This is a genomic window from Massilia sp. BKSP1R2A-1 (genome assembly GCF_050586525.1).
GTDB lineage: Bacteria > Pseudomonadota > Gammaproteobacteria > Burkholderiales > Burkholderiaceae_D > Telluria.
This window is the reverse complement of the sequence record NZ_JBOBRE010000013.1, coordinates 172,859-192,760: the sequence shown is the minus strand read 5'-3', so window position 1 is coordinate 192,760 and position 19,902 is coordinate 172,859. Positions and strand designations below refer to the sequence as shown.

Annotated in this window: 20 protein-coding genes and 1 tRNA gene; 13 read left to right on the top strand and 8 right to left on the bottom strand. The window is 65.1% G+C overall.

The genetic code is table 11. The features are described from left to right. Positions 1 to 97: 97 nt before the first annotated feature. The 4 genes from ACQ7JA_RS19445 to ACQ7JA_RS19430 form a co-directional block, all read right to left on the bottom strand. Positions 98 to 1,399 (bottom strand): dicarboxylate/amino acid:cation symporter, encoded by a 1,302-nt coding sequence (locus ACQ7JA_RS19445; protein ID WP_430900730.1) that lies wholly within the window; start codon positions 1,397 to 1,399, stop codon positions 98 to 100. Positions 1,400 to 1,540: 141 nt separating this feature from the next. Beyond that, entirely contained in the window at positions 1,541 to 2,821 is a 1,281-nt protein-coding gene (locus ACQ7JA_RS19440; RefSeq protein WP_430900728.1) for an amidohydrolase family protein, read from the bottom strand. A 145-nt stretch (positions 2,822 to 2,966) separates the two neighbouring features. Continuing rightward, the gene (locus ACQ7JA_RS19435; protein ID WP_430900726.1) at positions 2,967 to 3,347 is read right to left on the bottom strand and encodes a hypothetical protein; all 381 of its coding nucleotides are present in this window, start codon (positions 3,345 to 3,347) and stop codon (positions 2,967 to 2,969) included. 7 nt (positions 3,348 to 3,354) lie between these two features. Further along, the gene (locus ACQ7JA_RS19430; protein WP_430900724.1) at positions 3,355 to 4,149 is read right to left on the bottom strand and encodes a 3-hydroxybutyrate dehydrogenase; all 795 of its coding nucleotides are present in this window, start codon (positions 4,147 to 4,149) and stop codon (positions 3,355 to 3,357) included. A gap of 136 nt (positions 4,150 to 4,285) precedes the next feature. On the opposite strand from ACQ7JA_RS19430, the gene ACQ7JA_RS19425 reads away from it, so the two are divergent. The 7 genes from ACQ7JA_RS19425 (at position 4,286) to aac(3) (ending at position 11,090) form a co-directional block, all read left to right on the top strand. Then, positions 4,286 to 5,167, top strand: a complete 882-nt coding sequence (locus ACQ7JA_RS19425) for an alpha/beta fold hydrolase (RefSeq protein WP_430900722.1) — start codon at positions 4,286 to 4,288, stop codon at positions 5,165 to 5,167. Positions 5,168 to 5,202: 35 nt separating this feature from the next. Next, positions 5,203 to 5,553, top strand: coding sequence for a RidA family protein (locus tag ACQ7JA_RS19420; protein WP_430900720.1), 351 nt, complete (start codon positions 5,203 to 5,205; stop codon positions 5,551 to 5,553). 13 nt (positions 5,554 to 5,566) lie between these two features. After that, a complete protein-coding gene (locus tag ACQ7JA_RS19415; protein ID WP_430900718.1) occupies positions 5,567 to 7,807 on the top strand; it encodes a RelA/SpoT family protein in 2,241 nt (746 codons plus the stop codon). A gap of 69 nt (positions 7,808 to 7,876) precedes the next feature. Then, positions 7,877 to 8,683 (top strand): MlaE family ABC transporter permease, encoded by an 807-nt coding sequence (locus ACQ7JA_RS19410; RefSeq protein ID WP_430900716.1) that lies wholly within the window; start codon positions 7,877 to 7,879, stop codon positions 8,681 to 8,683. 15 nt (positions 8,684 to 8,698) lie between these two features. After that, positions 8,699 to 9,631: an MlaD family protein gene (locus ACQ7JA_RS19405; protein WP_430900714.1), complete on the top strand. Its 933-nt coding sequence runs from the start codon at positions 8,699 to 8,701 to the stop codon at positions 9,629 to 9,631. After that, a complete protein-coding gene (locus tag ACQ7JA_RS19400) occupies positions 9,628 to 10,260 on the top strand; it encodes a hypothetical protein (protein WP_430900712.1) in 633 nt (210 codons plus the stop codon). Before ACQ7JA_RS19405 ends, ACQ7JA_RS19400 begins: the two co-directional genes overlap by 4 nt. 17 nt (positions 10,261 to 10,277) lie before the next feature. Further along, positions 10,278 to 11,090 (top strand): aminoglycoside 3-N-acetyltransferase, encoded by an 813-nt coding sequence (gene aac(3) / locus ACQ7JA_RS19395; protein WP_430900710.1) that lies wholly within the window; start codon positions 10,278 to 10,280, stop codon positions 11,088 to 11,090. Between the two features lie 9 nt (positions 11,091 to 11,099). Here the strand turns inward: aac(3) and ACQ7JA_RS19390 are convergent, their stop codons facing one another. The 4 genes from ACQ7JA_RS19390 to ACQ7JA_RS19375 all read right to left on the bottom strand — a co-directional run bounded on the left by ACQ7JA_RS19390 (position 11,100) and on the right by ACQ7JA_RS19375 (position 14,883). Next, a complete protein-coding gene (locus ACQ7JA_RS19390; RefSeq protein ID WP_430900708.1) occupies positions 11,100 to 12,407 on the bottom strand; it encodes a family 1 glycosylhydrolase in 1,308 nt (435 codons plus the stop codon). A gap of 46 nt (positions 12,408 to 12,453) precedes the next feature. Continuing rightward, complete coding sequence (locus ACQ7JA_RS19385; protein ID WP_430900706.1) at positions 12,454 to 12,918, bottom strand: DUF2127 domain-containing protein; 465 nt, start codon at positions 12,916 to 12,918, stop codon at positions 12,454 to 12,456. Positions 12,919 to 12,923: 5 nt separating this feature from the next. Next, on the bottom strand, positions 12,924 to 13,883 hold the full coding sequence (locus ACQ7JA_RS19380) for an NAD(P)/FAD-dependent oxidoreductase (protein WP_430900704.1): 960 nt from the start codon (positions 13,881 to 13,883) through the stop codon (positions 12,924 to 12,926). A 70-nt stretch (positions 13,884 to 13,953) separates the two neighbouring features. Continuing rightward, positions 13,954 to 14,883, bottom strand: a complete 930-nt coding sequence (locus tag ACQ7JA_RS19375; protein ID WP_430900702.1) for a cation diffusion facilitator family transporter — start codon at positions 14,881 to 14,883, stop codon at positions 13,954 to 13,956. Positions 14,884 to 14,993: 110 nt separating this feature from the next. Here ACQ7JA_RS19375 and ACQ7JA_RS19370 point away from each other — a divergent pair. The 6 genes from ACQ7JA_RS19370 to pheS all read left to right on the top strand — a co-directional run bounded on the left by ACQ7JA_RS19370 (position 14,994) and on the right by pheS (position 19,838). Next, a tRNA-Val gene (locus ACQ7JA_RS19370) sits at positions 14,994 to 15,070 on the top strand. Positions 15,071 to 15,304: 234 nt separating this feature from the next. Further along, entirely contained in the window at positions 15,305 to 17,215 is a 1,911-nt protein-coding gene (thrS, locus tag ACQ7JA_RS19365) for a threonine--tRNA ligase (protein ID WP_430900700.1), read from the top strand. A 54-nt stretch (positions 17,216 to 17,269) separates the two neighbouring features. Beyond that, positions 17,270 to 17,791 (top strand): translation initiation factor IF-3, encoded by a 522-nt coding sequence (infC, locus tag ACQ7JA_RS19360; RefSeq protein WP_430900738.1) that lies wholly within the window; start codon positions 17,270 to 17,272, stop codon positions 17,789 to 17,791. Positions 17,792 to 18,100: 309 nt separating this feature from the next. Beyond that, a complete protein-coding gene (gene rpmI, locus ACQ7JA_RS19355) occupies positions 18,101 to 18,298 on the top strand; it encodes a 50S ribosomal protein L35 (protein WP_026354218.1) in 198 nt (65 codons plus the stop codon). Between the two features lie 30 nt (positions 18,299 to 18,328). Then, complete coding sequence (gene rplT / locus ACQ7JA_RS19350; RefSeq protein ID WP_027865360.1) at positions 18,329 to 18,688, top strand: 50S ribosomal protein L20; 360 nt, start codon at positions 18,329 to 18,331, stop codon at positions 18,686 to 18,688. Between the two features lie 133 nt (positions 18,689 to 18,821). Next, positions 18,822 to 19,838, top strand: coding sequence for a phenylalanine--tRNA ligase subunit alpha (gene pheS, locus ACQ7JA_RS19345; protein WP_430900697.1), 1,017 nt, complete (start codon positions 18,822 to 18,824; stop codon positions 19,836 to 19,838). Positions 19,839 to 19,902 lie beyond the last annotated feature (64 nt).

Genomic DNA, 19,902 nt, shown 5'->3' with positions numbered 1-19,902 from the left:
ATAGGTAGAGGCAGCTGCAAAAGCGCAATCAGCGCGAACACAGCCAAAAAAAACGCCGCTGGCGAAGCAGCGGCGTTGTGCATTGGGGCGGGGAGGATCAGGCGGCGGCGCGCACCGGCTCCAGCTCCTTGCCGCCTTCGAGCGGCACGCGGTTGTGCAGCACGTCGTCCATGCGCTGCGTGTCCAGCTCCTTTTCCCACTTCGACACCACGACCGTAGCGACGCCATTGCCGACGAAGTTGGTCAGCGCGCGCGCTTCGCTCATGAAGCGGTCGATGCCGAGGATCAGGGCCATGCCGGCCACCGGAATGGTCGGGACCACGGCCAGGGTCGCGGCCAGGGTAATGAAACCGGCGCCGGTGATGCCCGATGCGCCCTTCGAGGTCAGCATGGCCACCGCCAGGATGGTCAGCTCCTGCGTCAGGGTCAGGTCGGTATTGGTCGCCTGCGCCACGAACAGGGCCGCCATCGTCATGTAGATATTGGTGCCGTCGAGGTTGAAGGAGTAGCCGGTCGGGACCACCAGGCCGACCACCGGCTTGGAGCAGCCGAGGCGTTCCAGTTTGCGCATCAGGGCCGGCAGGGCGCTCTCCGAGGAGCTGGTGCCCAGCACGATCAGCAGTTCTTCCTTGATGTAGGCGATGAATTTGAAGATCGAGAAGCCGGTGAACCTGGCGATCAGGCCCAGCACGACGACGACGAACAGGAAGCAGGTCAGGTAGAAGGAGCCCATCAGCTTTGCCAGCGGCAGCAGGGCGTCGAGGCCGTATTTGCCGATGGTGAAGGCCATCGCGCCGAAAGCGCCAATCGGGGCGGCCTTCATGACGATGTTCACGACGCCGAAGATCACGTGCGAGAAGTCCTCGATCATCTTCGTCACCGGGCGGCCGCGCTCGCCCATCATCGACAGCGCGAAACCGAACAGGATCGCGATGAGCAGGACCTGCAGGATGTCGCCCTTGGCGAAGGCATCCACGAAGGTGTTCGGGATGATGTTCATGACGAAGTCGATGGTCGACTGGTGCTGCGCCTTCTCGGTGTACTGCGCGATCGACTTGGTGTCGAGGTGGGCGACGTCGACGTTGAAGCCGGCGCCCGGCTTGAGCACATTGGCCACCACCAGGCCGATGGCCAGGGCGAAGGTCGAGACGATTTCGAAGTAGAGCAGGGCCTTGCCGCCGACGCGGCCGATCTTTTTCATGTCCTGCATGCCGGCGATGCCGGCGACGACGGTACAGAAGATCACGGGGGCGATGATCATCTTGATCAGTTTGATGAAGCCGTCTCCCAAAGGCTTCATCTTGGCGCCCAGTTCGGGGTGGAATACCCCGAGCAGCACGCCGAGAACGATGGCGAACAGCACCTGGACGTACAGGACTTTATAAAAAGGCTTTTTCATGGCAACTCTTCTCAGAGAAGTTTGTGGTGTTGCCATCTTCGATGAAGCCGCCTGGTTTATCTATTGTGGATATCCGCAGGCCTTATATCTTGCGCTGAGATATGCCTTTCCCTTATTCCGAGGTATAGCCGCATCGCGGCATCAGGGGCGACGAACGACCTCGCCGCCCTTCATGACGAAGCTCACCTTGCCTGCCGCCGCGATGTCCTGGGTCGGGTCGCCGTCGACCGCCACCACGTCCGCCAGCAGGCCGGCCTTGAGCTGGCCCAGGTCCTTCGACTTGCCGAGGATATCGGCGGCGACCACGGTGGCCGCGCGCATCGCTTCCATCGGCGACATGCCCAGCTTGACCATCCAGGTAAGCTCGCGCGCATTGGTCCCGTGCGCGAACACGCCGACGTCGCTGCCGTTGCCGATGGTGACGCCGACCTTGCGGGCCAGCGCAAAGGCGCGCGCCGCCTGCTGCATGGCGGGCGTGGGCGCGCCGCCGCGCACGTGCTTCTGGAAGTATTCGCCGGTCGCTTCCGGCGCGGTCAGGGTCGGGATGTAGGCGACGCCGCGCTCCTTCATCAGCCTGAAGGTGGACTCAAGGGCGCCGTAGCCGTGCTCGATGGTGTCGGCGCCGGCCAGCACCGCCATCCGGATCGCCTCGTCGCTGCTGGCGTGCACGGCGACCTTGCGGCCGGTGACGCGGGTGGCGGCGACCATGGCCTTCAACTCTTCCATGGTGAAGGTCGGACGCGCCGTGCCGTCGATGCCGGTGCGGTAGTCGCCGTAGATCTTGATCCAGTCCGCGCCGCGCGCCGACTGCTCGCGCACCGCCTTCGTCACTTCGTCGATGCCGGTGGCTGGCTGGGCGCCGTAGGGAATCTCCATGTCGGGACGGTAGCTGCGTTCGGCCGGGCCGTAGCTGTAGCTCGCGACGATGGCTTTGGTGGCGATGAACAGGCGCGGCCCGGGCGCCACGCCCTCGTCGATGGCGCGCTTGATGCCGGCGTCGGCGTAGTCCGCGCCTTCGGTGCCGAGGTCGCGCAGGGTGGTGAAGCCGGCCTGCAGGGTGGCGGCCGCATGGCGGCCGGCCAGCATGATGCGGTAGGCGACCGGCTCCTTGATCACCTGGTCGTCCCAGCTGGTCTCGTTGTAGGGGTGGAGCAGCACGTGGGAGTGCAGGTCGATCATGCCTGGTATGAGTGTTTTCCCGGGGAGGACGATGCGCTCGGCGTTGGCGGGTACCGTCATCTTGTCGGCCGGGCCGACCGCCTGGATACGGCCACCGTCGACCAGTACGCTCCAGCCGGCGTGGGGTGCGCCGTCGCCGGTCCAGACCTTGTCGGCGGTGATCAGGACTGGGGCGGGTGCGGCCTGGGCTTGGCCGAGTGCGAGGATGAGGGAGAGGGCGAGCAAGGTAGCGCGGAGTCGCATTGGTTTCTTTCTTTTGTAGGATGGACGGGTCCTCCCGTCCGCGCGTTTAAATTATGCGTGGAATGGATGCGACGTGATTGATCGCCGGCCGGTTGAGCGCGCGGACGGCGAAGCCGCCTCTCGTGGCCCGGTCCACCCTACGTGATTATTGTTCCAGGTCGCCCAGCGACTGCTCGAGACCAAATTGAACGTCGCGCAGGAAGGCGCCGCCCTTGTCGGACAGGGCGACCCCCGGCACGGCGAGTTCGACCAGGCACACGAGGGCCTGGCGGAACCATTCCATGTCGGTGCCCATGAGGGGCAGGGCGTGGGCGTCGATCAGGTAGTGGACGGCGCGCGCCAGCAGGTTGGGGTCGCGTCCGGCGCGGGCGATGCCGGGCGCGAAATCGACGACTTCGCGGTAGAAGCGGTCGGCCAGGGTCTCGAGGATGTCGTTCGAGATTTGCGGCTGGCCGGCCGCGAGCACCACGCGGGCCAGGTCCAGGCAGGCGTCGCGCAGCAGTTCTTCGTCGAGGCGGTCTGTCACCAGCGGCTCACTGCGCGGCCCAGCCGCCGTCCATGTTCCAGGCCACGCCGCGCACCTGGTCGCCGGCCGGGCTGCAGAAGAACACGGCCAGCGCGCCCAGTTCTTCGGGCGTGACGAATTCGCCGGATGGCTGCTTTTCGGCCAGCAGAGCCTTGCGGGCGGCGTCGTTTGACAAGCCGTCGCGGGCGGCGCGGTCGTCGACCTGCTTCTGGACCAGCGGGGTCAGGACCCAGCCCGGGCAGATCGCATTGCAGGTCACGCCCGTGTGCGCGTTCTCCAGCGCGGTGACCTTGGTGAAGCCCACCAGGCCGTGCTTGGCCGCGACGTAGGCCGACTTGCCGGCGGACCCCACCAGGCCATGGACCGAGGCCAGGTTGATGATGCGTCCCCAGTTCTTCTGCTTCATGCCGGGCAGGGCCAGGCGGGTGGTGTGGAAGGCCGAGGTCAGGTTGATGGCGAGGATGGCGTCCCACTTCTCGACCGGGAACTCGTCGACATTGGCCACGTGCTGGATGCCGGCATTGTTGACCAGGATGTCGACGCCGCCGAATTTCTCGGCCGCGAACTTCATCATGGCTTCGATCTCGGCGGGCTTGCTCATGTCGGCGTTGTGATAGGCGGTCTGCACGCCGAATTCGCTGCCCACGTCGGTATACAGCTTCTCGATCTGCCGGGCGTCGCCGAAGCCGTTGAAGACGATATTGGCGCCCTGTTCGGCCAGGGAACGGGCGATGCCGAGACCGATGCCGGAGGTCGAGCCGGTGACGAGGGCGGTTTTACCGCTGAGCATACTGGATTTCATTGTGTCCTCAAGGTGGGAGTAATCGGGTTGCTTCCTCAGAATTGGTAGAATTCTAATCGCAACGCCAGCTAGAATGGTGAACTGCGTGGTGCATTGCACCGAATGATCAGACAATATTGCCATGACGGGACCGGGGATGAGCGAAGCCAGATTAAACAGCGTGCAGTGCAGTTCGCCCGCCGGCCTGCACCGCATGGCCTACAAGGAGTGGGGCGACCCGGACAATCCGAGGGTGCTGGTGTGCGTGCATGGCGTCACCCGCGTGGCCGACGATTTCGACCATCTCGCGCGCGACCTGAGCAGCCACTACCGCGTGGTCTGCCCCGACGTGGTCGGCCGCGGCAGGTCCGACCGCCTGCGCGACCCGCAGTACTACACGGTGCCGCAGTACGTCGCCGACATGGTGACGCTGATCGCGCGCGTGACCCGGGACGACGCGCTGGGCGTGCACTGGTTCGGCACCTCGATGGGCGGCCTGATCGGCATGATCCTGGCCTCGCTCCCCGGGACGCCGATCCGCAAGCTGGTCCTGAACGACATCGGCCCGGTGCTCGACGGCGCGGCGATCGCCCGCATCGGCGAGTACATCGGCCAGGACATCCGCTTCCCGGACTTCGACACCGGCGCGAACTACGTGAAGGCGGTGTCGGTGTCCTTCGGCCCGCACAGCGACGAAGAGTGGCGCAAGCTGGCCGGCGACGTGCTGCGCCAGGACCAGGACGGCCAGTGGGTGCGCCACTACGACCTGGGCCTGGCCCAGCCCTTCCGCGCCATCACGCCGGAGAGCGCTGCGGGCGACGAGGCGGCGCTGTGGGCGGCCTGGGATGCGATCCGCTGCCCGACCCTGCTGGTGCGCGGCGAGCTGTCCGACCTGCTCTCGCACGAGACCGCGCAAGCCATGTGCGCACGCGGGCCGAAGCCGCGCCTGGTCGAGATTCCGGGCGTCGGCCACGCGCCGACCTTCGTGCAGCCCGGGCAGATTGCGATCGCACGCGAATTTTTACTCGGCGCCTCCTAGCGGGCCGCGCCACGTTCAACCAGAAGAAAGCAACTATGGAAATCAAACGACTCCACGTAGGCAAGCGCCTCTCCGAAACCGCCATCCACAACGAGACCGTCTACCTGGCCGGCCAGATCGCCGAAGACACCAGCCAGGACATCGAGGGCCAGATGCGCGAAGTGCTGGGCCACGTCGACCGCCTGCTGAACGAAGCCGGCAGCGACAAGTCCTGCATCCTGATGTGCCAGATCTTCATCGCCGACATGGCGCACTTCGCCGGAATGAACACGGTCTGGGACGAGTGGGTCCCGCAGGGCCACACCCCGCCGCGCGCCACCGTCGAGGCCAGGCTGGCCAATCCCGCATGCCTGGTCGAGGTCTGCGTCACCGCCGCACTGCGTTAAGAAATCCGTATTAATGGTATCAACTGTTTTACTGGGAGACGCCAGCACGCAGCTGGTGCAGGGCCTGAGCGTCGAGGACTGCGCGCGCGTGCAGACTGCGCTCGATTACGCCAACGTCGCCTATGGCGAGCGCAATGCCGGGACCGGCCAGAACGCCTTCGAGTTCTCGCTCGGCGTGGCCGGCACGCTCTCCTACCTGAGCACCGATGCCGAGACCCGCATCGCCGGCCTGCTGTTCGAGCTGGCGATGATGGACCCTGCCGTAGCGGGTTCTCTCGAGGAACGCTTCGGCAAGGAGGTGTCCGACCTGGTGCAGGGCGTCTACCAGCTGATCAAGCTGCGCGACCTCACGGCCGGCAAGGAGCAGATCGGCAGCGGGAAAAACGCCGCCCAGCAGGCCGCCGCGCAGGTGGAAACCCTGCGCAAGATGCTGCTGGCGATGGCCTCGGACATGCGCGTCGTGCTGATGCGCCTGGCCTCCTGCGCCACCACCCTGCGTTACTTCGCCGAGCAGAAGCGCTTCGACGACGTCACCCGCGCCTATGGCCGCGAGGTGCTGGACTTCTATGCGCCGCTGGCGAACCGGCTCGGGATCTGGCAGCTGAAGTGGGAGCTGGAAGACCTGTCCTTCCGCTTCATCGAGCCGGACACCTATAAACGCATCGCCAAGATGCTGGAAGAGAAGCGCATGCAGCGCGAGGGCTTCGTCGAGTCCTCGATCGCCCGCCTGCAGGGCGAGCTGGCGGCGGCCGGCATCAAGGCCGAGGTCTCGGGCCGGCCCAAGCACATCTACAGCATCTACAACAAGATGCGGGGGAAAGACCTCGATTTCTCCTCGCTCTACGACGTGCGCGCCTTCCGCGTGATCGTCCCGGACGTGAAGACCTGCTACACGGTGCTCGGCATCGTGCACAACATCTGGACCCCGATCCCGAAGGAATTCGACGACTACATCTCGCGCCCCAAGCCCAACGGCTACCAGTCGCTGCACACGGTCGTCACCGCCGAGGACGGGCGGCCGCTGGAAGTGCAGATCCGCACCCAGGAAATGCACAACTTCGCCGAGTACGGCGTGGCCGCGCACTGGCGCTACAAGGAAGAGGGCGGATCGAGCTTCAAGAGCCAGAAGTACGACGAGAAGATCGCCTGGCTGCGCCAGCTGCTGGCCTGGAAGAGCGACGTGGCCGACGTGGTCGCGGGCCAGGAAGACCTGCAGAAGGAATGGGTCGAGAAGCTCAAGGCCGCCACGCTGGACGACCGCATCTTCGTGCTGACGCCGCAGGCGCGGGTGCTGGAACTGCCGCAGGGCGCGACCCCGATCGACTTCGCCTACCACCTGCACAGCGAGGTCGGCCACCGCTGCCGCGGCGCCAAGATCGACGGCGTGATGGTGCCCCTGAATACGCCGCTGAGGAATGGCCAGACCTGCGAGATCATCACGGCCAAGGGCCCGGCCGGCAGTGCGGGACCCTCGCGCGACTGGCTCAGCCCCGGCTACACGGTCAGCAGCCGTACCCGTTCCAAGATCCGCGCCTGGTTCCATGCGATGGAGCAGGAAGAGACCCTGGCTACCGGCCGCGCGCTGGTCGAAAAATCCCTGCAGCGCGAAGGCAAGACCGCCGTCAACCTGGAAGCACTGGCGCACAAGCTGGGCTTTGCGAAAGTCGACGAGCTGTTCATCCAGGTCGGCAAGGAGAAGTTCAGCCTGCGCCATGTGGAAGCTGCACTGCATGACACCGTGGAGGCGCCGCCCCAGGTCGACGAGGCGGTGGTCAACAAGAGCCGCGCCTCGAGCGTGGAGCAGGGCGCCAAGTCGGGCGTGCTGGTGGTCGGCACCGAGGGCCTGATGACGATGCTGGCCAAGTGCTGCAAGCCCGCGCCGCCGGACCCGATCTGCGGCTTCGTCACGCGCGGCAAGGGCGTCTCCATCCACCGCCTGAGCTGCAAGAACTTCGCCGAGATGCGCGCCAAGGCGCCCGAACGCGTGATCCAGACCGAATGGGGTTCGGCCGGGCTGGAGACCGTCTACCCGGTCGACCTGTTCATCCTGGCGATGGACAGGCAGGGCCTGCTGCGCGATATTTCGGACGTGTTCATGCGCGAGAAGATCAACGTCATCGGCGTGAATACCCAGAGCAGCAAGGGACAGGCGCGCATGGTGTTCACCGCGGAGATCGGGTCGACGGCGCAGCTGAACAAGGCGCTGGGCGCGATCGGGGAGGTGAAGGGGGTGATGGAGGCGCGCCGTCAATGAGAGGCCTGGCCGTATCAATTCGATACAAAAATCCGGCACGGCTGCCACTATTTGTATCATATTGACATCATGCGCCGAACCCTCGATCTCTACGCCCGCCCCAGCCTGTGGGGACTCGCCGCCCTGCGCTACCTGCGCAGCTGGTGGTATATGGTGCACCTGGGCGCGGTGGCCATCGTGATGGCCCTGTCGCCCTCCACCTACAACCGCGAGAACCGCCTGTCGGCCGCGCGCTACATCTATACCAGCACCTGGCAGGTGCTGCCCTGGTTCGCGCTGGCGTCCGCCCTGATCAGCCTCGTCATCATCCGCATCGTGCTGGTGACGGCCAGGAGCTACGGCCTGTCGCACTTCGCGCTGGAGATGGTGGTGCGGGTGCTTGTGCTGGAGCTGATTCCGCTCTCCGCCGCGATGTTCGTGGCCCTGCGCGCCAGCATGGCCTTCGATGTCTCGGCGCTGGGCCTGGCGCGCGCCGGCATGTCGCCGCAGGCCGCCAACGACGAAGCCCTGCGCCGGCTGCGGCGCGACATGGTGCCGCAGCTGCTCGCGAACTCCTTCGGCGTGCTGAGCATGGCGATAGTGACGAGCACCATCGTGCTGGTGCTGGCCTACGTGAACGTGTATGGCCTCCTGCCCTGGGGCTTGTCCGACTACACCCGCACCGTCGGCCGTGTCTTCTCGCCCACGGTGACGGTCGGCTTCGTGCTCAAGACCGTGTTCTTCGGCCTGGCCGTGGCCCTGATCCCGACCGCCGCCATCCTGGAACTGCAGCGCTATCCGCGCCGCGTGAACTTCACCGTGCAGCCGGGCGCGCTGCGCCTGCTGTTCGTGCTGCTCCTGATCGAAGCGGCCTCGCTCGCCCTCAAATACATCTAAGAAGAACAGGAAGTCATGACCGAACCCTTGCCGGACGAACCGAAACACGTCGAACTCAAAGCGATGATCCTGCTGGTGGCCATCGGCATCCTGGTCGTCTCCTTCATCGGCTACGTGATGCACGCGCGCGGCGTGTTCGAGCCGACCCAGCGCCTGGTGCTGGAGACCGACGACTCGTCCGGCGTCATTCCCGGCATGGACATGACCTTCGCCGGATTCCCGATCGGGCGCGTGAGCCAGGTCGAGCTCTCGCCCGAGGGCAAGGTGCGGATCCTGGTCGACGTCCAGAGCAAGGATGCGAAATGGCTGCGTACCTCGAGCGTGTTCACGCTGGAGTCGAGCATCGTGGGCGAGACCCGACTGCGCGCCTTCACGGGCTTGCTCAACGACCCGCCGCTGCCGGCGGGCGCCGTGCGCTCCGTGCTGCGCGGCGACGCCACCGCCGAGATCCCGCGCATCGTCGCCACCGCCCGCTCGCTGTTGGAAAACCTGGAAACGATGACGGCGACCGACTCCGACATCAACGCCAGCCTGGCCAACATCAATGCCGTGACCGGCCGGATGTCCGGCCCGGCCGGCGTGCTGGGCGGTGTGATGGGCAGCGACGTGGAAGCGCGCAAGCTGCGCGAGGCGCTCGACCGCATCAATTCGCTGCTCGACAAGACCGAGCGCCGCGTCTACGGCAAGGAAGGGGTGATGGACGACGCCCAGGCCGCGGTCCGCCAGCTCAACACCGTGCTGCAGGACGCCAGCAACACGCTGAAGAAGGTGGACGCCGTGCTGGTCGAGGCCCAGGCCGTCGGCGCCAATGCGCGCGTCGCCACGCAAGACCTGGGCGCGCTGCGCGGCGAGGTCGACGCCAGCCTGCGCAAGGTGAACCGCCTGGTCGACGAGATCAACCGCAAGTGGCCCTTCGCCCGCAGCAACCAGGAGATCAAGCTGCCATGAGAATCTTTGCCATCCTCACGCTTGCGCTTCTCACCGCCTGTTCCGGCAAGCCGCTGCCGCCCGACTGGCAGGCGGATGCGAAGGGTTCCCTCGACGGTTCGGTCGACGATTATCTGAAAGGCCATACGGCAGCCAGCGACGCGGGTTTCCGCAGCGCACGCCTGGCCACCACGGCCACCGGCCGCCCCGACTACGTGGCCCAGGTCGAACTGGTGCGCTGCGCCGCGCGCGTGGCCAGCCTCGATTTCGACGACTGCCCGGGCTATGCGGCGCTGGCGCAGGAAGCCACGCCGGAGCAGCGCGCCTACGCCGACTACCTCTATGGCCGCTGGCAGAACGTGAACGCGGCCCAGCTGCCGGAACAGCACCGGCCCGTGCTGGCCGGCGGGCAGGTCGCGGCGGTGACCGATCCGCTGGCCCGCCTGGTCGCGGCCGGCGCCGCCTTCAAGGCCGGACGCCTCACGCCGGAAGGCGTCACCCAGGCCATCGACACGGCCTCGAACCAGGGCTGGCGCCGTCCGCTGCTGGCCTGGCTGGGGGTGCAGGCCCAGCGCGCCGAAGCGGCGGGCGACGCGCAGGAAGCCCAGCGCATCCGCCGCCGCATCGCACTGGCATCGGGACAGGGCTGAGCACCGGAGCGCCTTCCATGCTGGCCACAGAGGACCTGGCAAGGCAGCTGAGCGCGCTTGGGCTGCTTCCCGGGGATACGGTCATGACCCACGTGTCGCTGCGCGCTGTCGGGCCACTCCCGGGCGGTCCTGCCAGCCTCCTCGACGCCATCCTGGCCAGCATCGGCCCGGCCGGCAACCTGATGGCCTTCGTTTCCTGGTGCGATTCTCCGTACGAGGAGACGCTGGGACAGGCCACGGCGCCCGATGCCGTGCGCGACACCTGGCCGGCCTTCGACCCGCAGGACGCGCCTTCCTATCCCGGTTTCGGCGCATTCAATGAATTCATCCGCACCCACCCGGCCTGCCGGCGCAGTGGGCACCCCGATGCCTCGATGGCCGCGATCGGGCCCGATGCGGGCTGGCTGGTCGCGCCCCATTGCATGGGCAGCGCCTACGGTCCCGGCTCGCCGCTCGAGCGCTTGCTGCACAAGCGCGGCAAGGTCCTGTCGATCGGCGCGGGCCCTGATGCGGTCACGGTGCTGCACTATGCCGAAGCCGTGGCGCGCATCCCTGGCAAACGCCGGGTGATGTACTCGATGCCGCTGCTGGAAGACGGCGAGCGGCGCTGGGTGACGGCAAGCGACTGGGACTCGAACGGGATCCTGGACGAATATGCCCGGCCGGGCAGTCCGGATGCGGTCGAGCGCATCGCAGGCGACTATCTTGCGCTGGGCCGGCATCGGGAGGGGCAGGTCGGTCGCGCCGCGGCCCGCCTGATCGATGCAAACGACATCGTTGAATTCGGCCAGGCCTGGCTGGAGGCACGTCATGGCGATGGGCCTGCCTGAGCTGCCGGCCTACTCGGTGTTGCGCGGCGCACCCGTGGCGACGCCCGCATCGAAGCGCCGTGGCGGGATGGGCGGCGTGCATTCGGCGTAATCCTCGTCCAGCGCCAGCGGCACCTGCAGGCACACGCTCTGGGTCGGCAGCACCTCGGTCCAGTCGCGGATCAGGTCGCGGTAGGCGTGGCCGACGGGGCGCATATTGCGGTCCAGGTCCACCAGGCCCAGCGCATTGACGTGGCCATTGTTCTCGCGCAGGGCGGTGTCCCAGTCGACCTGGTCGGTGAGCGAATACCAGGTGAAGCCGACCAGGGGCACGCCATTGTTGCGCACCCGCAGGACATTGGCCCATTCCTTGCGCAGCCATTTCACCGATTCGTCGCCGCACGGCCCCTGGCACAGATTGGTCTCCGTGTGCATCACCGGCAGGCGGTAGCGGTTGTAGTACTGCTGGGTGATGACCGCGTAGCCGAAGATCTCGCCCGAGGCCCGGGTGATGCCGTTCGCGTCGACCAGGTGCTCGTTGGTCTGGTAGTAGTCATTCCCCATGATGCAGTGGTGCTTCAGGTTGTTATTCAGGAAGAAGTGATACTCCTCGCGGAGCATGCCGTTGTCCATCAGGTACTCGTACATGGTCGAGTCCACCCGGCGGCCGTAGTTGAGGTCGAGCGACAGGAAGCGGCGCGCGTTCATGGTCTCGGCCGGACCGATGGCCTTCGGGGTCATGGCGTGGAAGTACTCCGTCGATTCGCTCTGGATGAACAGGGCGTCGGGCCGCACTTCGAGGATGGCGCGCATGGCGAGCAGGTTGGCCTTGACCAGGTGCTTGAGGGCAGTCACGAAGGCCCGGTCGCTGCGCTGCTGCTCGTTCCACCAGCCGTACAGGGCTGAAAAGAGGGCGCAGATCGACATCTCGTTGACCGGGGTGTAGAGCTGGATCCAGGGATAGCGCAGTGCAAACGCGCGCGCATAGTCGGCGAACAGGGCGGGGAAGTCGGGGTTCTGGAAGTCGCCGAGGAAGTCGGGCAGGCCGAAATGGCAGAGGTCGACGATGGCGACCAGCCCGCGCCGGCGCAGCTCCGGGAAGGTTTCGTCGGCGAAGGACCAGTCGTAGCGCCCCGGGCCGACGAGCGTGGTGTGCAGCGGCGGGCCGTAGCGCAGGAAGCGGATGCCGATTTCCTGCACCAGGTCGAAGTCGCGCCGCCAATGGCGGTAGTGGCCGCATTTTTCCATCTCGTCCATGCGCACGGCGCCGCCGTCGATGGTCGGGATGCTGTTTTCGATGCCGGTGGCGAAAATGAAGCCGGGTTGGTTCGGAACCATGACTTCTCCCATGCATGCCGGGCCTGCTCTTCGCCCGATCATACTCTCAGCGTAACGGGCGCGCCGCGCGGCGCCGGCGCAGGCTGTCGACCATGAACAGGACGACGGCGAGGTTGAGGAGCAACAGGCAGAAGGTCAGGAGGCCGGGCTGCGCGAGCAGTTCACGCAGTTCGAAGGGCAGGTAGATGGCCCCGCTTGCGGCGGCCAGGCCCTCTCCCCAGGTCTTTTGGCACCACAAACCATAGGCCTCCACCAGGCGCACACCCGCATAGGCGAGCGCGGCGAGGGCCAGCTGCTGCAGGCGCGCATCGTCCAGGTGGCCGGCGTATTCGATGAAGATGCGCGGGGCGTGCGACGCCGGGTTCAGGTGGGTGTGCTTCACCAGTTCCTCGGCCAGGGCCTGCACGTTCCGGTGCAGCAGGGCGAACAGGCCGAAACCACTCAGCAGGACCACGACGCCCTTCGTCGCCTCCAGTAGCGCGACGGTGCGGATGCCCTGTGCGCGGCGCATGCCTGCTATGTCCCGGCCGCCGGTTCCTTCGCCGGCCGCAGCGCCCAGGGCAAGGTGTTGTGGATGGTCGTGGCGGCCAGCGCGGCCTGGCCGGTCGCCACCGCGATCTGGTTCAGGCCGCGGGTGACGTCGCCGACGGCGAACAGGCCCGGCACCCCCGTGCGGCAGTGGTCGTCCACCAGCAGCTTGCGGCACTCGACGGTCTCGGCGCCCAGGCTGCTCGCCAGGTCGGAGCGGGCGTTCTCGCCCAGCATCGGGTAGAACACGTCGCACGGGTAGTCTTCGCCATCCTTGGTGTGCAGGATCGGCTTCATGTCCTCGCTCATGGTCACGCCCACCAGCGGCGACGCGATGAGGCGCACCTGGGCCGCCGCCAGCTGCTGGCGCTCCTCGTCGTTGAGGGTCGAAACCGGTCCGCGCTCGAACAGCAGCACGTCGGCGCTGAAGGTGCGCATGAAGAGGGCATGGCCGACCGGGTTGATCTCGGAGGTCACCACGCCGATGCGCTTGTCGATCACGTCCCAGCCGTCGCACACCGGGCACAGGCGCACGGCGCCGCAGCGCACCGCCTCGTCCCAGCGCTCGACCGGCATGCCGGCGTCGGCCACGCCGGTGGCCAGCAGGACGGTGTGGGCGCGGATCTGGCAGGGCTCGCCACCGTCCACGGGCGCGTAGTCCCCCACGAAGAGGCCGTCCTCCAGGCGCAGGCCGCTGATGTCGCCCTGCATCACGCTGCCGCCGTAGTTGGCGAGCTGGGCGCGCAGGTTTTCCAGCAGCTGCACGCCATTGATCCCATCGGGGAAGCCGGGGTAGTTGTGCGAGACGGGAATCCAGGACAGGCGGCTGTTGCCCTTGTCGACCAGGGCGACGTGGCGCGTGAACCGGCGCAGGTAGACCGCGGCCGTGAGGCCGGCCGGTCCGCCGCCGATGATGAGGGTGTCGAAAACGGTGCGTTCGCAATCCATGGGTGGATTATGCGGGAGCGGAGCGGCGCGCGGCTATCGGCGTGCGGGCTCGCGCCAAGTAAGACGCGGCTTACAGCGACTTGCCGCCGGCCGCTTCCGGCTGCAGGGTCACGTGGTCGATGCCATGCTTCTCGCGCAGCATGGCGCGCACGGCGGCGAGCACGGCCGGCCACTGTTCGAGGCTGGCGATCTCGAGGTGGCCGATCAGGGCCGGGTGGCCGGGCGACATGTCCCACACGTGCAGGTCGTGCACGCCGAGCACGCCCTCGACCGCCTTCAGGCTGGCGCCGACCTGCAGGTAGTCGATCCCGGCCGGCACGCCTTCCATCAGGAAGTGGTAGGACTCGCGCAGGATGCCGCCCGTCGAGCGCAGGATCAGCAGCGCCACGAAGATCGACAGGATCGGGTCGACCCGCACCCAGCCGGTGAAATAGATGATGGCGCCGGAGGCGATCGCCGCTACGGAGCCGAGCAGGTCGCCCATCACGTTCACCAGGGCGGCGCGGGTATTGATGCTGGCGTTGTCGCGCGACAGCACCCAGGCGACCAGCAGGTTGATGCCGGCGCCGATCGCCGCGACTACCAGCACCACGCCGCCCTGCACGGCTTCCGGGTGCATCAGGCGCTGCACGGCTTCCCACACGATCCACGCCACCAGCGCCAGCATGGCCAGGCTGTTGACGAAAGCGGCCAGGGCCTCGGCGCGCACGAAGCCGAAGGAGTGGCGGTGCGAGGGCGGCCGGCTGGCGATGGCCTGGGCCATCAGGGCCAGGCCCAGGGCGGCGGCATCGGTGACCATGTGGCCGGCGTCGGAGATCAGGGCCAGCGAGTTCGAGATGAAGCCGGTGACGGCTTCGATGACGGCGAACAGCAGGGTCATGCCGAGCGCCACCCCGAGCGCCAGCTGGCTGCGCCCCTCGATGATGTGGGCGTGTTGCGCATCGCCGTCGAGGTGGGCGTGCAGGTGTTCGGTGGTGGGTTCGGCTGGTTGGCTTGACATGCTCATAGTGTAAATCAAAGCCGCCGAAGCGATCCTGGCAGGCTCGCCAGGAAACTTTTTCCGGGACAAGCCTTGCTTAAGCGCGGTGCGCTCCTTATAATGCGGGCATCGGGCGGTTAGTTCAGCTGGTTAGAATACTTGGTCGACATCCAAGGGGTCGCAGATTCGAATTCTGCACCGCCCACCAGATCACTCAAGCAGTACCCAGGTAAGAGCGAGAAAGGCACCGACGGTTATGACACCGCGAACTACGACTATGTTGTGGGGGAATCGCTAGACGCGGTACGGTGGTCTTTTGTCCAAAGAAGCTCGACAACACTGAAAAAAACGCGCCTGGTGCGCGTTTTTTTTTCGTCTCGAGAATTCGGCTTTCAATATTTTCAATATTTAACGGCGCGCTGCGCCACATTGGAGAACAGCAATGCTTAACGTTCGACTTCCAGATGGTTCCAGCCGTCAGTTCGACGGTCCCGTCACGGTCGCCCAGGTGGCCCAGAACATCGCGCCGAGCCTGGCCAAGGCTGCGCTTGCCGGCAAGGTCAACGGCAAGGTGGTCGATACCTCCTTTCTGATCGAGTCCGACGCCGATCTCGCCATCGTGACCGACAGGGATCCGGACGGCCTGGACGTCATCCGCCACTCCACCGCGCACCTGCTGGCCCACGCCGTCAAGGAGCTGTTCCCGGAAGCGCAAGTGACCATCGGCCCGGTCATCGAGAACGGCTTCTATTACGACTTCTCGTACAAGCGCCCGTTCACCCCGGACGACCTGGCGGCGATCGAGAAGAAGATGGCGGAACTGGCCAAGAAAGACCAGCCGGTCACCCGCAAGGTGCTGCCGCGCGACGAGGCCGTTGCCTACTTCAAGTCGATCGGCGAAGCCTACAAGGCCGAGATCATCGCCTCGATCCCGGCCAACGAGGACGTGTCGCTGTACGAGCAGGGCGGGTTTACCGACCTGTGCCGCGGCCCGCACGTCCCGTCGACCGGCAAGCTGAAGGTCTTCAAGCTGATGAAGCTGGCCGGCGCCTACTGGCGCGGCGACTCGAAGAACGAGATGCTGCAGCGCGTCTACGGTACTGCCTGGGCCAAGAAGGAAGACCAGGAACAATACCTGCACGTGCTGGAAGAAGCCGAGAAGCGCGACCACCGCAAGCTCGGCAAGCAACTCGACCTGTTCCACTTCCAGGACGAAGCGCCGGGCCTGATCTTCTGGCATCCGAAGGGCTGGACCATCTGGCAACAGGTCGAGCAATACATGCGCAAGAAATACCAGGTGAACGGCTACGACGAAGTCAAGGCGCCGCAGATCCTCGACGTCACCCTGTGGCAGAAGACCGGCCACTGGGATAACTATCGCGAGAACATGTTCACCACGGATTCGGAGAACCGTTCCTACGCCCTGAAACCGATGAACTGCCCGGGCCACGTGCAGATCTATAACTCGGGCATGAAGAGCTACCGCGACCTGCCGTTGCGCTATGGCGAGTTCGGCCAGTGCCACCGCAACGAGTCCTCGGGCGCGCTGCATGGCATCATGCGCGTGCGCGGCTTCACCCAGGATGATGGCCACATCTTCTGCACGGAAGAGCAGATCGAAGCCGAAGTGACCGCCTTCCATTCGCAAGCGATGCAAGTGTACGACGACTTCGGTTTCAACAACATCGACGTCAAGCTGGCGCTGCGCCCGGAAAGCCGCATCGGCAGCGACGAGGTGTGGGACGAAGCGGAGGCGGCCCTGCGTTCGGCGCTGCGCGCCTGCGGCGTGGAATGGACCGAGCTGCCGGGCGAGGGTGCCTTCTACGGCCCGAAGATCGAGTACCACCTGAAGGATAGCCTCGGCCGCCCATGGCAGGTCGGCACCATGCAGGTCGACTTCTCGATGCCGGGCCGCCTCGGCGCGGAATATGTTGCAGAAGACAATACCCGCAAGGTTCCGGTGATGCTGCACCGTGCGATCGTCGGCTCGATGGAGCGCTTCATCGGCATCCTGATCGAAAACTACGCCGGCGCACTGCCGTTGTGGCTGGCGCCGGTGCAGGTGGCGGTCTTGAATATTTCGGATGCGCAAGCAGATTATGTGAAGGAGGTCGAGGCCAAGCTGCGCGCGGCAGGCCTGCGCGTTCACGCTGATTTGCGGAACGAGAAGATTACTTATAAAATTCGCGAGCATTCCGTCCAAAAACTGCCGTACATTCTGGTTGTTGGCGACAAGGAACGCGAAGCGAATACGGTGGCCGTGCGTGCCCGCGGCAATGTCGACCTCGGCGTCATGCCCGTCGACGCGCTCGTGGAGCGCCTGGTGGGCGAAGTCGCCGCCAAGGCGAAGTAAGCAAAATCTGCGACAATAGCGCCGGCCAAATTCAATACTTTCAAAGGAAACAAAATAGCTACTGACAAACAGCATCGCATCAACGGCGAGATCACCCATCCCGAAATGCGCCTGAACGGTGTGGAAAACGAACCGCTGGGCATCGTGAGCCTGGCGGAGGCGTTCCGCCTGGCCGAGGAAAAGAACGTCGACCTGGTCGAGATCGCGCCGAACGCGGTTCCGCCGGTCTGCCGCCTGATGGACTACGGCAAGTTTAAGTACTCGGAGCAGAAGAAGGCGCACGAAGCCAAGCTGAAGCAGAAGATCATCCAGGTCAAGGAAGTCAAGTTCCGCCCGGGTACCGATGAAGGCGACTACAGCATCAAGCTGCGCAACCTCATCAAGTTCCTGGAAGACGGCGACAAGACCAAGATCACGCTGCGCTTCCGCGGCCGCGAAATGGCGCACCAGGACATCGGTATGCGCATGCTCGAGCGCCTGCGTGGCGACCTGGAAGAATACGGCCAGGTCGAGCAGTTCCCGAAGCTCGAGGGTCGCCAGATGATCATGGTGGTCGCGCCGAAGAAGAAGAAGTAATCCCGCAAGGGGTCTTCGTGCCGTCAGAATGCCGGGCCGGGCCCGGGTGCCAGCGCAAGCTGCATCCGGACCCGGCCTGTGGTCGTTTGTACGGTCCGAGGGGAGTTCGTTCGCAAAACGCATTCTCCGTCCCAACACATCCCTGCAAACCTGTGCTATCATCTGCGGTTCCTGTTTTTAAAAAGCAGGTTGTAGTCGGCAAGGTAGTGACGCCGGCTGCAAGACAAGTGAAAGCAGGCATCCAAGAGCGGCGTTGCCGCCACCTGCAATCCTGTCGTATAGAGGCTGCCTATAAAAGGGCAGAATACTATGCCAAAAATGAAAACCAAAAGCTCCGCGAAGAAGCGTTTTCGCGTGCGTCCGGGTGGTACCGTCAAGTCGGGTATGGCGTTCAAGCGTCACATCCTGACCAAGAAGACCACCAAGAACAAGCGTCAACTGCGCGGCACCCGTAACATCAATGCATCGGACGTGACGAGCGTCTACCGCATGATGCCTTCCGCTTAATCTCACTAATCATCTACAAAGGGAGCTAATATGCCTCGAGTAAAACGTGGGGTTACTGCACGTGCCCGTCACAAGAAAGTCCTTGAACTTGCTAAAGGCTACCGCGGCCGTCGCAGCAAGGTATTCCGTATTGCCAAGCAAGCAGTCATGCGCGCTGGCCAGTACGCCTACCGCGACCGTCGTAACAAGAAGCGCGTCTTCCGCGCTCTGTGGATCACCCGTATCAACGCAGCATCGCGTTCGCACGGCATGACCTACAGCGCCTTCATGAACGGCCTGAAGAAGTCCGGAATTGAACTGGACCGTAAAGTCCTGGCCGACATGGCTGTGCACGACAAGCCGGCATTTGCCGCGATTGTCACCGCCGCCAAGGCCAAGCTGGCTGCCTAATCAGTCAGTTAGCTAGCAAGACCAGCGCCGGGCTCTTCACTGAGCCTGGTGCAAAAAGAGCGGGGCACGGTTTTCAACCTGTGCCCCGTTTTTGATTGTGGCTCCTGCCACCTACAAACAGGAAAAGAACAAGATGCAATCGCTGGAAGATCTCGTCTCCTCAGCCCAGGCTGACTTCACCGCCGCGCCCGACGCGGCCGCGCTCGAAAACGCCAAAGCCAAATACCTGGGCAAGACCGGGCAAGTCACCGACCTCATGAAGGGTCTGGGCAAGCTCGACCCGGAACAGCGCAAGGCGCAGGGCGCCCTCATCAATGCCGCCAAAGAAAAAATCGAACAGGCCTTGACCGCCCGCCGCGACGCCCTGGCCAATGCCCAGCTGGAAGCGCGCCTGAATCTGGAGGCCATCGACGTGACCCTGCCGGGCCGCGGCCGTGCGAAAGGCGGCATCCACCCGGTGATGCGCACCTGGGAGCGCGTCGAACAGATCTTCCGCTCGATCGGCTTCGACGTGGCCGACGGCCCCGAGATCGAAACCGACTGGACCAACTTCACCGCACTGAACAGCCCGGAAAACCACCCGGCCCGTTCGATGCAGGACACCTTCTACATCGAGGGCAATGACAGCACCGGCAAACCGCTGCTGCTGCGCACCCACACCAGCCCGATGCAGGTGCGCTATGCGCGCACCCACACGCCGCCGATCAAGGTGATCGCGCCGGGCCGCACCTACCGCGTCGACAGCGACGCCACCCACTCGCCGATGTTCCACCAGGTCGAAGGCCTGTGGATCGGCGAGAACATCAGCTTTGCCGACCTCAAGGGCGTCTACCTGAACTTCGTGAAAGCCTTCTTCGAGACCGACGACCTGCAGGTGCGCTTCCGTCCGTCCTACTTCCCGTTTACCGAACCGTCGGCCGAGATCGACATCGCCTTCGGCTCCGGTCCCCTGAAGGGCCGCTGGCTGGAAGTGTCGGGCGCCGGCCAGGTCCATCCGACCGTCGTGCGCAACTTCGGCCTGGATCCGGAACAGTTCATCGGTTTCGCGTTCGGCTCCGGCCTCGAGCGCCTGACCATGCTGCGCTACGGGATCAACGACCTGCGCCTGTTCTACGAAGGCGATCTCCGTTTCCTGAAACAGTTCAACTGAAAATGACCTCATAAACCTACTGCGCGTTGCAGTTCCGCTTTGCGATGCTCGCTGTACTCAAGTA

Excerpts from the sequence above, each read along its gene's own strand:
- ACQ7JA_RS19445 (WP_430900730.1), bottom strand. The coding sequence starts at position 1,399 with ATGAAAAAGCCTTTTTATAAAGTCCTGTACGTCCAGGTGCTGTTCGCC.
- ACQ7JA_RS19440 (WP_430900728.1), bottom strand. The coding sequence starts at position 2,821 with ATGCGACTCCGCGCTACCTTGCTCGCCCTCTCCCTCATCCTCGCACTC.
- ACQ7JA_RS19430 (WP_430900724.1), bottom strand. The coding sequence starts at position 4,149 with ATGAAATCCAGTATGCTCAGCGGTAAAACCGCCCTCGTCACCGGCTCG.
- ACQ7JA_RS19425 (WP_430900722.1), top strand. The coding sequence starts at position 4,286 with ATGAGCGAAGCCAGATTAAACAGCGTGCAGTGCAGTTCGCCCGCCGGC.
- ACQ7JA_RS19420 (WP_430900720.1), top strand. The coding sequence starts at position 5,203 with ATGGAAATCAAACGACTCCACGTAGGCAAGCGCCTCTCCGAAACCGCC.
- ACQ7JA_RS19415 (WP_430900718.1), top strand. The coding sequence starts at position 5,567 with ATGGTATCAACTGTTTTACTGGGAGACGCCAGCACGCAGCTGGTGCAG.
- ACQ7JA_RS19410 (WP_430900716.1), top strand. The coding sequence starts at position 7,877 with ATGCGCCGAACCCTCGATCTCTACGCCCGCCCCAGCCTGTGGGGACTC.
- ACQ7JA_RS19405 (WP_430900714.1), top strand. The coding sequence starts at position 8,699 with ATGACCGAACCCTTGCCGGACGAACCGAAACACGTCGAACTCAAAGCG.
- ACQ7JA_RS19400 (WP_430900712.1), top strand. The coding sequence starts at position 9,628 with ATGAGAATCTTTGCCATCCTCACGCTTGCGCTTCTCACCGCCTGTTCC.
- ACQ7JA_RS19390 (WP_430900708.1), bottom strand. The coding sequence starts at position 12,407 with ATGGTTCCGAACCAACCCGGCTTCATTTTCGCCACCGGCATCGAAAAC.
- ACQ7JA_RS19385 (WP_430900706.1), bottom strand. The coding sequence starts at position 12,918 with ATGCGCCGCGCACAGGGCATCCGCACCGTCGCGCTACTGGAGGCGACG.
- ACQ7JA_RS19380 (WP_430900704.1), bottom strand. The coding sequence starts at position 13,883 with ATGGATTGCGAACGCACCGTTTTCGACACCCTCATCATCGGCGGCGGA.
- ACQ7JA_RS19375 (WP_430900702.1), bottom strand. The coding sequence starts at position 14,883 with ATGTCAAGCCAACCAGCCGAACCCACCACCGAACACCTGCACGCCCAC.
- thrS (WP_430900700.1), top strand. The coding sequence starts at position 15,305 with ATGCTTAACGTTCGACTTCCAGATGGTTCCAGCCGTCAGTTCGACGGT.
- rpmI (WP_026354218.1), top strand. The coding sequence starts at position 18,101 with ATGCCAAAAATGAAAACCAAAAGCTCCGCGAAGAAGCGTTTTCGCGTG.
- rplT (WP_027865360.1), top strand. The coding sequence starts at position 18,329 with ATGCCTCGAGTAAAACGTGGGGTTACTGCACGTGCCCGTCACAAGAAA.
- pheS (WP_430900697.1), top strand. The coding sequence starts at position 18,822 with ATGCAATCGCTGGAAGATCTCGTCTCCTCAGCCCAGGCTGACTTCACC.